This is a genomic window from Pseudorhodoplanes sp., assembly GCF_035565795.1.
In the GTDB taxonomy this organism is placed as follows: domain Bacteria; phylum Pseudomonadota; class Alphaproteobacteria; order Rhizobiales; family Xanthobacteraceae; genus Pseudorhodoplanes.
Genome location: NZ_DATMRV010000200.1, coordinates 23,012 through 38,513, shown reverse-complemented (window position 1 = coordinate 38,513; position 15,502 = coordinate 23,012). Strand labels below are relative to the sequence as shown.

At 61.1% G+C, this 15,502-nt stretch carries 14 protein-coding genes; 10 read left to right on the top strand and 4 right to left on the bottom strand.

Annotated elements, in window-relative coordinates:
- Positions 1-16 precede the first annotated feature (16 nt).
- Genes VNZ93_RS17770 through VNZ93_RS17755 form a run of 4 tightly spaced genes read left to right on the top strand, consistent with a single transcriptional unit; the run spans position 17 to position 3,604 of the window.
- The gene (locus VNZ93_RS17770; RefSeq protein ID WP_325708090.1) at positions 17-688 is read left to right on the top strand and encodes a hypothetical protein; all 672 of its coding nucleotides are present in this window, start codon (positions 17-19) and stop codon (positions 686-688) included.
- Positions 685-1,389, top strand: coding sequence for a class I SAM-dependent methyltransferase (locus VNZ93_RS17765; protein WP_325708087.1), 705 nt, complete (start codon positions 685-687; stop codon positions 1,387-1,389). The genes VNZ93_RS17770 and VNZ93_RS17765 overlap by 4 nt, the downstream gene beginning before the upstream one ends.
- A 2-nt stretch (positions 1,390-1,391) precedes the next feature.
- Positions 1,392-2,519, top strand: a complete 1,128-nt coding sequence (locus VNZ93_RS17760; RefSeq protein WP_325708084.1) for a glycosyltransferase — start codon at positions 1,392-1,394, stop codon at positions 2,517-2,519.
- Positions 2,516-3,604 carry a glycosyltransferase gene (locus VNZ93_RS17755; RefSeq protein ID WP_325708081.1) on the top strand — a complete coding sequence of 363 codons (1,089 nt, stop codon included), beginning with the start codon at positions 2,516-2,518 and terminating at the stop codon, positions 3,602-3,604. Before VNZ93_RS17760 ends, VNZ93_RS17755 begins: the two co-directional genes overlap by 4 nt.
- A 28-nt stretch (positions 3,605-3,632) precedes the next feature.
- Here VNZ93_RS17755 and VNZ93_RS17750 read toward each other — a convergent pair whose 3' ends face one another.
- From VNZ93_RS17750 to VNZ93_RS17735, 4 genes are read right to left on the bottom strand one after another with little or no spacing between them, the layout of a single operon-like run.
- Complete coding sequence (locus VNZ93_RS17750) at positions 3,633-5,000, bottom strand: glycosyltransferase family 39 protein (protein WP_325708079.1); 1,368 nt, start codon at positions 4,998-5,000, stop codon at positions 3,633-3,635.
- Positions 5,001-5,732 carry a class I SAM-dependent methyltransferase gene (locus tag VNZ93_RS17745; RefSeq protein WP_325708076.1) on the bottom strand — a complete coding sequence of 244 codons (732 nt, stop codon included), beginning with the start codon at positions 5,730-5,732 and terminating at the stop codon, positions 5,001-5,003.
- An 8-nt stretch (positions 5,733-5,740) separates the two neighbouring features.
- On the bottom strand, positions 5,741-7,201 hold the full coding sequence (locus tag VNZ93_RS17740) for a glycosyltransferase (RefSeq protein ID WP_325708073.1): 1,461 nt from the start codon (positions 7,199-7,201) through the stop codon (positions 5,741-5,743).
- The gene (locus tag VNZ93_RS17735) at positions 7,198-8,202 is read right to left on the bottom strand and encodes a lysylphosphatidylglycerol synthase transmembrane domain-containing protein (RefSeq protein WP_325708070.1); all 1,005 of its coding nucleotides are present in this window, start codon (positions 8,200-8,202) and stop codon (positions 7,198-7,200) included. Before VNZ93_RS17735 ends, VNZ93_RS17740 begins: the two co-directional genes overlap by 4 nt.
- 35 nt (positions 8,203-8,237) lie before the next feature.
- Here VNZ93_RS17735 and VNZ93_RS17730 point away from each other — a divergent pair, with 35 nt between their 5' ends.
- From VNZ93_RS17730 to VNZ93_RS17705, 6 genes are all read left to right on the top strand, one after another.
- On the top strand, positions 8,238-9,527 hold the full coding sequence (locus tag VNZ93_RS17730; RefSeq protein ID WP_325708067.1) for a glycosyltransferase family 4 protein: 1,290 nt from the start codon (positions 8,238-8,240) through the stop codon (positions 9,525-9,527).
- A 33-nt stretch (positions 9,528-9,560) separates the two neighbouring features.
- Positions 9,561-10,844: a nucleotide sugar dehydrogenase gene (locus VNZ93_RS17725; protein WP_325708064.1), complete on the top strand. Its 1,284-nt coding sequence runs from the start codon at positions 9,561-9,563 to the stop codon at positions 10,842-10,844.
- A complete protein-coding gene (locus tag VNZ93_RS17720) occupies positions 10,844-11,857 on the top strand; it encodes an NAD-dependent epimerase (protein ID WP_414710110.1) in 1,014 nt (337 codons plus the stop codon). The genes VNZ93_RS17725 and VNZ93_RS17720 overlap by 1 nt, the downstream gene beginning before the upstream one ends.
- Positions 11,858-11,909: 52 nt before the next feature.
- Positions 11,910-13,337, top strand: coding sequence for a mannose-1-phosphate guanylyltransferase/mannose-6-phosphate isomerase (locus tag VNZ93_RS17715; protein WP_325708058.1), 1,428 nt, complete (start codon positions 11,910-11,912; stop codon positions 13,335-13,337).
- Positions 13,338-13,523: 186 nt separating this feature from the next.
- Positions 13,524-14,273: a transaldolase family protein gene (locus tag VNZ93_RS17710; protein WP_325708055.1), complete on the top strand. Its 750-nt coding sequence runs from the start codon at positions 13,524-13,526 to the stop codon at positions 14,271-14,273.
- A 194-nt stretch (positions 14,274-14,467) separates the two neighbouring features.
- The gene (locus VNZ93_RS17705; protein WP_325708052.1) at positions 14,468-15,469 is read left to right on the top strand and encodes a Gfo/Idh/MocA family oxidoreductase; all 1,002 of its coding nucleotides are present in this window, start codon (positions 14,468-14,470) and stop codon (positions 15,467-15,469) included.
- The last annotated feature ends 33 nt before the right edge of the window (positions 15,470-15,502 follow it).

Here is a 15,502-nt window from a genome sequence, read left to right as displayed (position 1 = left end):
CGTCCGGGAGCGATCATTGGGTTACATCGAGGTTGTCGGGTTGCCGGGTGCGGGTAAATCGACGCTGTTTTCGTTGTTGCGAAGTCTTGAGTGCGCAGCCTTAAATGCTGCCGTAGTTGATCCCGTGCAACCGGCAGGGGGCAAGGCCCTTGCAAACATGCTGTCGCTGGTGGCTCGTGCCACGGCCAGAGAGCCGGGTGCGCTGCTGCCGTTCGTTGCCCGCCAAGATGGGCGTTGGCTTTTGTCCAAACTCGGTTACCGCATGGCGGCTCTCAATCTGCGCCGCCCGGCTCGTGGAAGCATTGTGCTCGACGGGGGGGTCATTCAGCCGCTGATCTCTTTTGTCTGCGAATATCACGGCGGCCGGCGCGATTTCCCGTTCGAGCCGATTTGGACCAGTGTGCCACTGCCGGCCGGTATCATATATCTGAACACGTCGGCATCGGAGGCGAATGCCCGTTATGTCAGGCGTCAATGCGAGTCGATGCGGCGACAGCATGTGGCTGTGTCGATGGAAGATTTCGAGGCGGCTTCGTCGCTGTGCGATGTCATCGTCTCGCGATTCGCAGGTGGGGGCGGGAATGTCCTGACCCTTCAATCGCCGGCGTTGGGCGATACCGCCGCGCTGCAGGAGGTCGCATCGCGGATAGAGCACTTTTCAGCGAAGATGATGGACCAGCGTCAATGAAGTTCAGAGATGTCGGAAATGTTGTTCTGGATCGTGGCAGCCGGGCATTGCTCGGGTTGCGCCTCGGATTGCAGAATGCATTGGCGCTCACCCACCGCTATCAACCTGACCCGTTCTCTCCAATCGAAGGCCAGCGAGATCCACGGGCATGCGAGGCGCGCTTTGTCGCGATGTCGCGAGCAACGGCGGATCTTGCCAGGCCATCGGTGATGGACATTGGATGCAACCAGGGATTTTTCACATTCCGGTTTGCACAGCGGGGCGGGGTTTGTTTCGGCATTGATAACGACCGGTCGGAATTAATGACCGCGCGGGCACGGGCCGCGCTAGCCGGCGTTCGCAACGTCGCGTTCATGGAGCTGACGCTCGACGAAAAGTCGGTGATGGGGCTTCCGCGTACGGACATCGTCGTTTGTCTTTCGATCTATCATCACTGGGTTCGCTATTTCGGTCGTGACAGCGCCGACGCCGTGCTCGCCGCGATTGCGGGCAGGGCGACGGAGGCCCTTGTTTTCGATACCGGGCAACCGGAAGAAACTGAAACCCGTTGGGCAAGAGAGCTTGAATTCATGAAGCCGACCGGTCGTGAGTGGATTGCGGACCGGCTCTCTGAATTTGGCTTTGCGTCGGTCTCGCACCTTGGGCGGTTTCCGACGAGTCTGTCTCCCGTGCCCCGGGATCTTTTCGTCGCGCGACGCTAGATATGTCTCCGATTTCGGCGTTGTTTTTTCTGCCGGACCTAGGCGGCGGGGGCGCTCAGAGGACGATGCTAAATCTCGCGGCGGCGATGCCGCGGGATCTCGTCGATCTCACCCTTGCGGTCGGTACCGCGAAGGGAGAGGCTATGGAATGGATCGCACCGGGGCTCAAGTTTCACGATCTCGGTGCCAGCCGGCTCATCAAGGCTGCGGTCCCGCTCGCGCGCCTGATCCATAGCAGTAGGCCTGACGTCGTATTATCCACAATGATGGACGCGAATGTCATCGCGTCGGTGTCGCGCGCCATGGCGCGCAGCGATGCGGCGCTGGTGCTGCGGGAAACTAACAGCCAAAGTGCCAGGCCGGAGCTCGGTCGCCTGCGGAAATCGTTGGCGCGGATCGCTTATCGCCGGGCCGACTGCGTTGTTGCGCTGTCCGAGGGCGTTCGGAGGGAGCTTATTGCGGACCTTGCGCTCGACGAGAGCAAGACCATTACAATTCCCAATCCGGTGTTTGTCGACGCGATCCAACGGAAAATCGAAAGCGCGCGAGCCAAGGCGGCGCCCGAAGGCTTTGGGGCCGGCTACCCGCATATTGTTGCCGTCGGGCGCTTGCACGGTCAGAAAGGGTTCGATGTGCTGCTGCGGGGCCTTGAGCAGGTCCCCGGCGCGCATGTTACGATCCTGGGCGAGGGCGCAGAGCGCGGCGCTTTGGAGCGTTTGGCGGAGCAGCTTGGAGTAGCCTCGCGCGTGCATCTGCCAGGCTTTGTTAAGGACACGGCACCCTATCTCGCCCACGCCGATCTGTTTGTACTGTCGTCGCGCTGGGAGGGGTTCGGGCATGTGATCGTCGAGGCGATGGCGGCCGGTCTACCGGTAGTGGCTACCGATTGCCCTTACGGGCCTGCTGACATCATTCAGGATGGCGAGACCGGTCGTCTGGTCAAACCCGAGGACGCAGCGGACCTGGCGCGTACCATCGGCGAGGTTCTGTCGGATGACGCGTTGTCGCGGCGGTTGGCTGCCGCGGGGGTAACTGCGGCCCGCCGATACGAATCCGATCGGGTTGCGCGTGAATACGCGACCATGCTGAAGCAAGTCGCTTCAGCGCGCAACAGGGTGCAAACGCGTTGACCGAATCGAGACACGCCATTCTTCACGTCATCAGCGGTCTTGGCACTGGCGGCGCTGAGACCATGCTGGTGCGGCTCGCCGGTGCGCTTCGAGATCGCGGCTTTGAGCAGCACGTCGTCAGTGTCGGTGGACGTGACGCGAAAGCGGCGGAGATCGAGGCCCTCGGTATCGGCGTCAGTGCGCTGGGCTTGCGGACGGCGGTACAAGTGCCCGGCTGCGCGATGCGGCTCCGGTCCATCGCTATGCGGTTTCGACCCACGATCCTGCAAGGGTGGATGTATCACGGCGACCTGTTTGCGACGCTGGCGCATGGTATGACAACCGGGCGCGCGCGTCGGCGTCTCTTCTGGAATATCCGCGCGTCGAACACCGACCACGCGGGGTACGGCCGCATTTTAAGGCTTAGTGCTCTACTTTCGGCTCGAGCCGACGTGATCCTCGCAAATTCCAAGGCCGGTCTCGACTTTCATCTCGCCAAGGGCTATCGGCCAAAGCGAGCCTGCGTCATCCCGAACGGGATTGATATGGCTCGGTATCGCCCCGATGGCGCGGTCCGCGCTGCGTTTCGCCGCGAGTTTGGCATCGCGCCAGATGCGGTTGTAACGATTCACGTTGCGCGCCTCGATCCGATGAAGGACCATCGAACGTTTCTTGATGCGATGGCGCTGTGCCCCGCATTGAGCGGGATCATCGTGGGGCTCGGTACCGACACGTTACAGGTACCGCCAAATGTCAAGGCGCTCGGTGTGAGAGCCGATGTACACCAGCTCTACGCGGCGGCGGACATCGTCGTGTCTACGTCCGTGTTTGCAGAGGGGTTCTCGAACGTCCTTGCGGAGGGGATGAGCAGCGGGTTGATTCCGATTACGACCGCTATCGGCGATGCCCGGCTGATCATAGGGGATGTCGGCGTGGAGATTCCGCCGCGTGACCCGGCGTCTCTGGCACGGGAGCTGAATTCGCTCGCGGCCTTGCCTGCCCAGCAATTGAGGCACCGCGGTCTCGCCGCGCGGACGAGGATTGAACAGAATTTTACCCTCGACCGTGTAGCAGACCATTTTGCAACGCTCTATTCCGAGCGCTAAGAAGGATTTGCTCGCAGGCGCGTTGCCGTCATGCCTCGCGTCGTTTCCACCGCGCGCGTAGCGCGCAATATCCCGCCGCGGTGAGAATATTGAGGGGGGGCTCAAGCGGCAGGCGATATTTCGGCGACGCGACGGGGCCGTTGATCGCGAGGATATAACCGCCCCAGAACACAAGCAGAAATACCCCCGCAGTAAACACCTGGCTGCAGGCCAGGCTCACGAGGCCGATCGCCTGCACCAATCTGATGAGGGTGAGGCCCGCAATCCCGATCAGAAGCAGGCGAGCATACCAGGCAGCGTCGGAGTAAAGCAGGAAATTCGTGATCTTCCCGGCGAAGCTATCTCCGCGCGTCGCATAGAAACCCGTCCGCGGCATCTGTGCCACTGGCGGCATATAGGTGATGGAGGGCGCCCCGAGATTGATGGCTGCCCCGTAGAGCCAGGCCTTGGCGATCGCCAGGGGGCCTAGTTCGCGCAGGGCCTCGGTCGCTACAGCCCGCAATTTCGGGGCGTTTTCAAAGGCGTCACCTTCCAGCTCGCCATATCGGGCGCGCACGCGATCCTGCATCTTTTTGACGCCAACCTCCCACGTGGTCCCGTCTTTCGCTTCGCTGACGAGGGGGACGATCCAGTAAAGAAGATGGGTCTCGCTTTGCGCCGTGACGGAGAATGATCCGAATTGCAGCGTATTGCGGATGACCACCGGACTGACGCCTATCGCATAAATCAATACGATGACCGCGAGTTGCGCGAGATGGCGCCTGTTCACCTGCCGGCGAACGAGCAGGCTCACGAATAGAAATGCGATAAAGGCGGGAACCCAGTAGCTAAGCACCACGCGGCTCAGCGCGCCTCCGCCTAGGCCAAGGCCGATCAGAATAGCCGAGTGCCAATCAGGGCGTCGTAACCATCGAAGTGAGCCGTAGAGGAAAAGCGCTACGAAGAACACGAAGAGCGTGTCGGAAAAGACAAGACCGGCAATGACGACTTGGGTCGGATTGAGGATTGCTGCGATTGCGGCCGGAACAGCGAGTCGTTCGTGAAATCGTGCGGCCATTAGGCATACGAGGACACAGGTGCCAGAATCGATTACAGCTTGCAGCAGGACGAAGGTCAGGGCCGCTTCCTTGCCGAACAGCATGATATTCGCGGCCAGCAGCCATGTGAACAGCGGCATCAATTGCAGGTCTGGCCCGCTGACCCATTGCCAGAGTGGTGCCGTGCCGTTAGCAAGACTTTGGACAAAAGCCTGCGTGGTCGCGTAGAAGCCGACTGAGTCGGGAGCCATCAGCCCAGCGTCTCCCATTGTCGCATAGAGACCGAGGGCGTAGATCGCGCGCACACCAAACGCGGCGAGAAAAACCCGTGCCGATAACGATCGGAAATCGGCCTGCATCTAACGGATCTTCTCGTACACCGCGAGCAAGCGGAATGCGGCGATGCGGCCGAAGACTTTTCGCAATTTCCACTCGATCGAGAGCAGAGATTTCGCGAGCGAAAGTGGAATTAGCGACCATGGACGAAAGCCACCGGAAAGCGGGTAGGCAACGAAAGAAAAATGTCCGAGCGATTGCAGCTGCAGCTCGGGTATTGCTTTGGACAAACGTTCACGATCGCGCCCTGTCAGCAGTGTCGGTATCGCCTGATTGGAATCAAACGGATCCTTGTCCGGAGATATCTTGCCGTCCGCGAGTGGATCTGCGGTCATATCCACCGGCTCCGGATGGAAGTTCCTGTAGAACAATCCGCTGACTGGCGTGATTGCCGGCTCGCACATGATGAAGCGGCCGCCCGGTCTGAGCACATCGACAATCTCGCGCAGGGCGCGAACAGGAAACTCGATGTGATGCAGCACATCGACCATCACGACATTGTCGAAGCTTCCTGAAGCAAATGGCAGCCGCTGGGCATCGCAGACCAGGTCGAGCCAGGGGGCCGGAACGATATCGCTCGACAATGTGTCGGGTGCGAACGCCTTGAAATTTCCCGAGCCGCCACCGATTTCGAGCGTCCGGCCCCGCGTCAGTTCAGCCGCCATACGGCGGTAGATGTCCTCATAGATGAGGCGAAGGACGGGCTTCTTGTCCCAGATCGCACGATAATCGGCCGGGGTTAAAGGTGCTGCCATGGCGGCACTCAGAATGCCTTCAGCTTCATGAAGGCGAAGCCCACCATGCGCAGGAGCAGCCAGCCGTCGCGGAAGCGAGAAATCTGCGTCTCGCCATAAACGCGTGCGCTGTAATGGACTGGCACCTCCACGATCTTGAGGTTTTGCTTGGACGCGCCGAAAATCAGGTCGAAGTCGCCGAACGGATCAAATTCGCCGAAATAGTCGCGTCCACGCGCGATCGCCTCGTAATGCTGGCGGGTTAGGACTTTGGTGCCGCAGAGCGTATCGCTGAAGCGCTGATTGACGAGGTAGCTGAACACGCCAGCAAAGAATCGATTGGCGATGAAGTTCAGCGGCCGCATCGCCTGATTCTCCATCGGATAGACGAGCCGCGTGCCGTTCACGAAGTCGGCCTTGCCGCTGACGATCGCCGAGTAGAATTTGGGCAGCGCCTCGGGCGGCATAGTGAGGTCGGCGTCAAGGATCATCAGGACATCGCCTGTGGCATTCGCAAAAGCCTTCCGCACGGCGTCGCCCTTGCCGCGGCCATCTTGCTTGAGCACCTTGATTGTATGCGTGGCGGCATAAGCCTGCTGCACGCGCAAACATTCCTCATAGGTCCCGTCGCTGGAATTGCCTTCTACGTAGATGATCTCCTGCTTCTTTCCGAATGCGGGCAGCCGCTTTATTGCCGCTTCGATATTGCCGCGTTCGTTGCGGCAGGGAATGATGATGCTGGCCGACAACTGCGCCGGACGTTCTGCAGTCAGGGAGCGCGCCACCACATAGGTGCGTAAGCAAAACCGACGGATCCCCGGGATCGGCGCGATGAAGCGGTTGATCAGAGTGCCAAGCCCGAACAGGCGCCGCGGCACCAACTGCCGGTAATCCATCTTGATCGGCTCAAAATCCGCCAGATCGAGGATGTTGAGGAAATCGGTGGTATTGAGAAAGTTGGTGGGCGGCTGCGGCATCTTCTGTCCGGCCGCTTCCGCAATCTTCAGCAATGGCTCCCAGATTGCAGAGTAATAAGCGATGACGAGGCGGGTGTCCGGACCACAAAGCGGCTGCAATCGCCGGAGCGCGGTCTCGATATCGTCCAGCATGCCGATCGTATCGGACAGCACGATGTAGTCGAAGGGGCCGTCGATTCCTGCGATGACGGTGTCGTCCTCGATGTCGCCGACAGTAAAAGACAGCTGCGGATAGTGCCGTTTCGCCTGGTCGATCATTGCCGGGCTGATGTCGACTCCTACGCCGTAGGACGGCTCGAGTTCAGCCAGCAGGTCGCCGGTGCCGCAGCCGAGGTCCAGAACCCGCACGCCCTTCGGGATCAGGAACTTCATGTAATTTCGGTCATCGCGATAGAACGCGCGGTTGCGGGCGATCCAGCGCTGGCGCTCGCCTGCAATACGGTTGGCGTGATCGAGGATTGCGCCCTTGCGCGCGCTCGCCCGCTCCATTTCAGGAGACACATTCAACGTCACGACTGCGCCGCCTTCTGCAATGCGAGCGTCCGGCTCCGGATAGTGGCGATCAGCGCAAGGGCACCGCAAAACAGGCCGACTGCCGAAATGACAAGTCCGAAGGCGATTGACAGCGCGACCCCTGAAGCGGGCGCGACACCAATCAAGCCGAACAATGCGGCGCTCAATGCCTCGCGAACGCCCCAGCCTCCAACGGAGATCGGTACCGCCGAATAGACGATGATCGGTGCCGACAATGCGAACATCGGCCAGTATCCGATCCCGAGGTCAAGCTGGCGCGCGAGCACGTAGAACGTACCCGCCAACAATGCCTGGCCGGCAAGCGAAATCATAAGGACGAGCAGAGTGAGGCCGGGCATGCTTCGTAGCCGTTCCATCAGCGACGCCAGTTCCAGAAATGGTCTCACGATGCGGGAGTGCTGGAAGCGCACGAACGTCCGACCGAGAATATCGAGGACGACCAGCCCGACCACGAATGCAGGCAACAGCCCGACCAGGGCCAAGACGATCAGCGGGTGACGGCTTGCATCCGGGAGGAGCAGCAGACCAGTCGCGGAAGCGAGGGCCAGCGCGCACAGCGCGACCAGGCGGTCGGTTGCGACACCTACGAACGCCTGGGTCGGACTCGCGCCACCGGCGACGGCGCGAACCATCCGTGTTCCGTCGCTTGCAATCAGGCTGGGCAGAAACGCATTCACAAAGGCAGCCTCCAGATATCCCCGCATTGCGATTCCTAACGGCAGCGGCGTCGGTGTGAGCCGGGTGATCAGCATCCACCGCAGCGCGCATAGCACGACCTGCACGAGCATCAGGAATGTGGCAAGCAACGCGGCCGTCACGCCGATCTTGCGCAAGCCATCGGCGACCCGCTGCATGTCGACGAAATGCAGCGTGAGCGCCAGCAAGGTTGCGGCCACCGCGACGGTGGCCGCGAGCTCTATTGCGCGCCGCCGCCATCGGGGCGGGCTGCCATTCGGCACGGTGGAGCTATCGACGCGCATCTAGGCTTCTGATCTGACGATCCCCCTGCTAGAGCTTGGAACAGCAGGCCATCTACCTGTGCGAACACTCCGAGCGGGCGGACTGGAACAAGGGGCATGCCGCCCCGTCAAGCTTTTTTGAGCATACCAAGGATTTAATGCCTGAGCCGAGCACGAAGAGGGTATCCACCGGGCCGGTGCTGGTCTATCTCGTCACCGAGGACTGGTATTTCGTCTCGCATCGGTTGCCTATGGCGCTGGCCGCGCAGCGTGCCGGCTATCGTGTCCATGTCGCCACACGCGTTAAGGCACATGGTACCGAGATCGAGGCAAGAGGTTTCACACTGCATCCGCTCGACTGGCAGCGTGGCAGTACCAATCCGCTTAGTGTGGCTTCGATCGTGCGGCAGGTCCGTGATTTGTATCGCCACCTGAAGCCGGACCTTGTCCACCACGTCGCGCTGCAGCCCTCGATTGTCGGCTCACTGGCTGCAATCGGCCTCCCTGTCATGACTCTCAATGCCCTGGCCGGGCTGGGTTTTGTCTTTACCTCCCGCAGCGTCAGTGCGCTTGCTATGCGCCCCGTCCTGACGGCGCTTGTACGCGTCCTGTTCAACAAGCCTCTTTCCGCCGTGCTGGTGCAGAATCCGGATGATCGCGAGGCGGTGCAGGCTCTCGGTGTCGCGTCGGAGCGCGTGCACCTGATCCCCGGGTCGGGCATCGACACCGACGTGCTTAAACCGCTTCCGGAGCCGTCTGGTGAGGTAACAGCCGCTTTTGTCGGGAGGTTGCTCGATGACAAGGGCGTGCGCCCGCTTGTCGAAGCGCAAGCGATGATGGCCGAGCATGGCGAGAAGGTCCGGCTCATGATCGCGGGAGACCGCGACCCGGCCAATCCGGCCTCGATCCCGGCGGAGGAGGTCGAAGGCTGGCGGCAGCATCATGGAGTCAAACTGCTGGGGCACGTGTCCGGGATCGAAAAAGTCTGGGAGCGGGCCCACATCGCGGTCCTTCCGTCGCGGCGGGAGGGGTTGCCCAAAAGCCTGCTTGAAGCCGCGGCGTTTGGCCGTCCGATTGTGGCGACCGACGTTCCCGGCTGCAGGGAAATCGCGCGCCACAATGTCAATGCTTTCCTGGTCCCGCCGGACGATCCTGCGGCGCTGGCGGGAGCCATTTCGGTGCTTGCGCGCGATCCAGCCTTGCGCCGGCGCCTCGGAGCCGCCGGCCGGACCATGGTCGAGAACGAGTTTTCCAGTGCCCGGATCGGGGCCGAAATCGTCGCCCTTTACGATACCCTCGCGCGAACGCGCTCGGCGCTATTGCCCGGTGCGGCGGCGGCCAGCTAAACAGACGCGCTTTAATCCGAGGGGTGGAAATTCGTGGCGCAGAGCCGAAAGATCGCCGTGATCGGCCTTGGCTATGTCGGCCTGCCGGTGGCGGTCTCGTTTGCCCGTGCAGGCATTCCGGTGGTCGGTTTCGACATCGATACGCGGCGGATTGCAGAACTGCGTTCCGGCCATGATCGGACGCGGGAGGTTGAGGCTGCGGATCTGGCTCGACCGGGGCTGTCGGTCACAAGCGATGCCGCCGACCTCAAGGCTTCCGACTTCTTCATCGTGACCGTGCCGACGCCGATCGATGATGCCAACCGGCCGGATCTGGGCGCGGTGTTCGGCGCCTCGGAGACTGTCGGCAAAGTCATGCGCAAGGGCGCGATCGTCGTTTATGAGTCCACAGTTTATCCCGGATGCATCGAGGAAGACTGCGTACCGGTCCTCGAGCGCGCTTCAGGATTGCGTGCCGGTTCCGATTTCACGGTTGGCTATTCGCCCGAGCGGATCAATCCCGGCGACAAGCAGCACCGTTTCGAAACCATCATCAAGGTGGTGGCCGGGCAGGATGCGGCGACCCTGGATATTGTCGCAGATGTCTATGGCTCCGTGGTCACCGCGGGCGTGCACCGTGCGCCCTCGATCAAGGTGGCCGAAGCGGCGAAAGTGATCGAGAACACGCAGCGCGACCTCAACATCGCGTTCATGAATGAGTTGTCCGCGATCTGTCATCGGCTCGGGATCGACACCGGTGATGTGCTCGCGGCGGCCGGCACCAAATGGAATTTCCAGAAATTCTATCCGGGTCTCGTCGGTGGACACTGCATTGGTGTCGATCCGTACTATCTGACCTATCGCGCCGAGCGGGCCGGCTATCACCCTCAGGTTATCCTGGCTGGACGTCGCATCAATGACGGCGTCGGGCAACGCGTGGCGCTGGCCTGCGTGCAGGCGCTGTTCAAGCGCCAGTGCGTGAATGCGACGGTCACCGTTCTTGGCATCACCTTCAAGGAGAATGTTCCCGACACGCGCAACTCGAAAGTTGCCGATATCGTGAGTGAGCTTGCTGCAGCCGGTGTCACTGTTCAGGTCCACGACCCGATGGCCGCGGCCGACGATGCCAGGCACGAATACGGTATCGATCTGTTGGCGCGAGAGGCGCTCAAGCCCGCCGATGCGGTGATCCTCGCGGTCGGGCACGACGACTATGTGCGAGGGGGATGGCCGATGATTGCCGGATTGTTGCGCGGCGGCGAAGGTCTCGTATTTGATGTGAAGTCGGTACTCGACCGGGGATCGAAACCGACCGGCATTGATCTTTGGCGGCTGTGATGGATGAACCCATCCTCGTGACCGGCGCAGCCGGCTTCATCGGCTTCCACGTGTCGCGCAAGCTGTTGTCGCAAGGCCATCGCGTGGTCGGCGTCGACAACATGACGCCATATTATGATCCCGCGCTGAAGGAAGCGCGATACGCCGAACTGGCGACATCGAACCATTTCGAATTTGCAAGACTAGACCTTGCCGACCGCGCTGCGACCGCTCGTCTTTTCAACGAAAACAGGTTTCCCTACGTCGTGCACCTTGCCGCCCAGGCCGGCGTGCGCCACTCGATCTCGCATCCGGAAGCGTATGTCGACGCCAATCTGCAGGGCTTTGCAAATGTGCTTGAGGGCTGTCGGCATAACGGCTGCAGGCATCTGATCTTTGCATCGTCATCTTCGGTCTACGGTGCCAACACGCGGCTGCCGTTCCGGGTGAGTGACAATGTCGATCACCCGATCTCCATGTATGCGGCGAGCAAGAAGGCCAACGAACTGATGGCGCATTCTTATGCGCATCTGTTTCGGTTGCCGGTGACTGGGCTGCGCTTCTTCACGGTCTATGGACCGTGGGGGCGGCCGGACATGGCGATGTGGCTCTTCGCGGAAGCGATCCGTGCCGGAAAGCCGATCATGTTGTTCAACAATGGCAATATGCGACGTGACTTTACCTATGTCGATGATGTCGTCGAATCTATCGTGCGCCTGATCGGAAAGCCGGCTGCGCCGGATCCGCAATGGTCCGGCAAGAATCCCGACCCGGCCACGAGTTCCGCGCCATATCGGATTTACAATATCGGTAACAATAGTCCGGTCGAGCTTCTTCATATTGTCGCCGAACTGGAAAAGTGCCTTGGCAGGAAGGCCGTGCGCGAATTGATGCCGATGCAGCCGGGTGACGTCCCCGAGACCTATGCCGATGTGGATGATTTGATGCGGGATGTCGGCTTCCGCCCCGGAACGCCCGTGGAGACCGGCATTCGCAACTTCGTTGAGTGGTATCTCCGATACACCGGAGCTTAAGATCGCTGTGCTCTAAGAGTGCTGGCGATCTTGCAAAGCGATTTAAGTGTTCATGAACCACGTTGTCTCATCCGGACGCATTGTGCCGCTTGTCATGTGCGGCGGCGCTGGAACGCGCCTTTGGCCGTCTTCGCGCGAGGGCAGGCCCAAGCAGTTCCTGCCGCTGCTCGGATCTCGCTCAACGTTTCAGGATACAATGCTGCGGGTCTCGGACGCGGTGATATTCGCGCGGCCGATCGTCATCACGAATACTCAGTATCGCTTTATCGTCCAGGACCAACTCGCGGAGATCGGTATCGACGCGGATGTCCTGCTTGAGCCGATCCGCCGCGATTCCGGCCCGGCTATCGCCGCTGGTGCTGCGTTTGGTGTCAAGCGCGACGGCAATCCCGTGATGATGGCATTGGCGGCGGATCATATCGTTCGCGACAACGCGGCTTTTGTGGCGGCCTGCAGCGAAGCTGGTGCGGCAGCTGAAGGTGGGCGCATCGTAACGTTCGGTGTGAAGCCGGACCGTCCTGCGACCGATTACGGTTATATCCGTCCCGGCGAGTCAATTGGCGGATCGGTGTTCGCGGTTGAACGGTTTGTCGAGAAGCCTGACGCAGAGACCGCCGGGCGCTATATTGCCGAGGGCTATCTCTGGAACTCTGGCAACTTCGTTTTCCGGGCAGGCGACCTGCTTGGCGAATACGCCGCATTCGAGCCCGACACCGTCGACGCAACCACGGACGCGATCGACGCTGCCGGCAGCGACCTCGGCTTTGTCACCATCGATGCGAACCACTTTGCGCGCGCGAAGCCGATTTCGATCGATTACGCGGTGATGGAAAAGACGAAGCGTGCCGCTGTCATCCCGGTCTCCTATGGATGGTCGGACGTCGGCTCCTGGCATGCCGTGTGGGAATTGTCGCAGAAGGACGCGGCGGGAAACGCCAGCCAAGGCAACGCAGTCTTTGTCGATACTCGCAATTCTTTCGCCTCGTCCGAAAAGCCGCTGGTTGCGCTCTTCGGCGTCCAGGACCTCGTCGTTGTTGCGAGTGAAGATGCGGTCCTGATCGCCGATCGCAAGCACACCGCAGAAATGAAGCGTCTCGTCGGCGCGCTCAAGGACGTCGCACCGACGGTCACGGTAGACCACATCCGCGTCCACCGGCCCTGGGGTAATTATCAGTCGCTCGACAATGGCCCGCGCTATCAGGTGAAGCGCATCGTTGTGAAGAAGGGTGGCAGGTTGTCCCTGCAATATCATCATCACCGCGCCGAGCACTGGATCGTGGTTCGCGGCACCGCTCGCGTGACCATTGGCGACGAGGTCAAGATCCTGCACGAGAACCAGTCGATCTATATTCCGATGGGGACATCCCACCGCCTGGAGAATCCGGGCATGATCGATCTGGAACTGATCGAGGTGCAGACCGGCAGCTATCTCGGCGAGGACGATATCGTCCGCATCGAGGACGATTACCGGCGGTCCTGAGCCGCCGGGCAGGCTGTAGTCCCGCCCCGGACTCTGTTACACTCTTGGCCGTTTGGACCTCATCCTGAGCCGCCGGTTCGCGGGCGTCCGGAAGGAGAGGGTGGTTGCATCCTCGCGACATCGCGTCGTCGGTATCCTGGATGATGCCATAAACAAGCGATGGTTGCGTTTCAGGGAAGACCTACGATGGCGATCAAACTCGATGACCTCAAGGTCAAGCTGTTCACGGATGGCGCCGACAAGGCGCAGATCGTGGAGATGGCCAGAAATAAATGGATTGCCGGCTTCACCACCAATCCATCGCTGCTCAAGAAGGCCGGGGTGAAGGATTACGAGGCCTATGCACGCGATCTGGTGGCAGCGGTCCCCGATCGCCACATTTCATTCGAGGTGTTTTCTGACGATATTCCGGAAATGGTGGCGCAGGGCCGCGTGATCGCGTCCTGGGGCGAGAACGTCTATGTGAAGCTGCCGGTGACCAACACACGCAAGGAGCCGTTATTTGACGCCGTCCGGGCGCTCACGGCCGACGGCGTGAAGATCAATCTGACCGCTATTTTCACCGCGGATCAGGTCGGCAAGGCGATGCAGGCGCTGGCAGGTGGGGCGCCTTCCTGCGTCTCCGTATTCGCCGGACGTCTCGCAGACTTCGGCATCGACTATGCTCCGCTGATGCGCGACGCGATTGCGCAGGCGCGCCAGACGAGCACGATCGAAATCATCTGGGCGTCCACGCGGGAGGTCTACAATGTCATCGAGGCCGACCGGATGGGCTGCCACATCATCACGGCCCCTGCGGATGTGCTGAAGAAGCTTCCGGCTCTCGGGACGAAGACGCCGGAGGAGCTTTCGCTCGGCGCGGTCCAGGCTTTCCGCGAGGACGCATTGGCTGCCGGACTGCAACTCGACATCGGGGGGCGGGCCGCGGCCGAGTAGTCGCCGCGGTTTGATGCTGGCGCCGGCGCCAGCTGGTGAAAAGCAGTGTCTTTGCAAGCCTTTGCGAACGTTCGGCGTCCGTAACGCTTTGACTCAAAAGGTGTTTGGACGTGGTGAACGAAATCTCGCCGCAATTGGAAGGGCCATGGTAGTCAGAATGAGAATCTCGACCGCTTCGGGGGGGTGTGACTAAAATGGTTCGTGAAGTGAAGGGCGGCGACACCGGGCCGCTCCGCGTCGGGGTTATCGGCGTGGGTATCATGGGGGCGAACCACGCCCGCGTTTTCGCCGGATTGCCAGATGTGACCCTCGTCGGCGTCGCCGACCCGAGTTCGCAGCAGCGCGAACTCGTCACCCGCATTCTCGGCGTACCGGCGGTCGAAAATGTCGACGAGCTTCTGGGGCCCGGCCTCGACGCCGTGACTATCGCGGCTCCGACCCATTTGCATCACGAAATTGCACTGAAATGCATCGAGCGCGGCATCCACGTGCTCATCGAGAAGCCGATCGCCTCCAATGTCGAAGAGGGACGAGAGATCATCGCGGCTGCGAAACGGCGCGGCGTCAAGCTTATGGTTGGTCACGTCGAGCGGTTCAATCCCGCGGTGCAGGCCATAAAGGACGCGATACGCGACGAGGATATCCTTTCGATCGGTATCACCCGCGTCGGGCCGTTCCCGCCCCGCATGTCGAATGTCGGCGTGGTGATCGATCTGGCGGTGCACGATATCGATCTGATCCGCTGGTTCACCGATTCCGAGATCGTTGAAGTGCAGCCGCAATTGTCGAGCGCGATCGCCGAGCGCGAGGATATTGCGCTCCTGCAGTTCCGCACCGCGTCCGGTGTGCTCGCGCATATCAACACCAACTGGCTGACGCCGTTCAAGGCGCGCACGGTTCATGTCGCGACACGCCGCAAGTATCTGATCGGCGATCTCCTGACCCGCCAGGTGACGGAATGCTTTGGCTTCCAGCCGGACGGCAGCTATTCGATGCGACACTTGTCCGTCGGACATTCGGAGCCGCTCCGCGCCGAACTGCAGGCGTTCGCCAATGCCGTCCGCGAGGACAAGGCGCCTCCGGTGACGGGCGAGGAGGGCGTCGAAAGCCTCGACGTCGCCATGCGCTGTCTTGAAAATCGTCAGCCGGCCAAGGTGACGTCGCACCCCTCCGCTGCGCGCCGCGCCGCCGGCTGAACTTAGTTCTTTCTCGCCATCAGAGACTTTCGA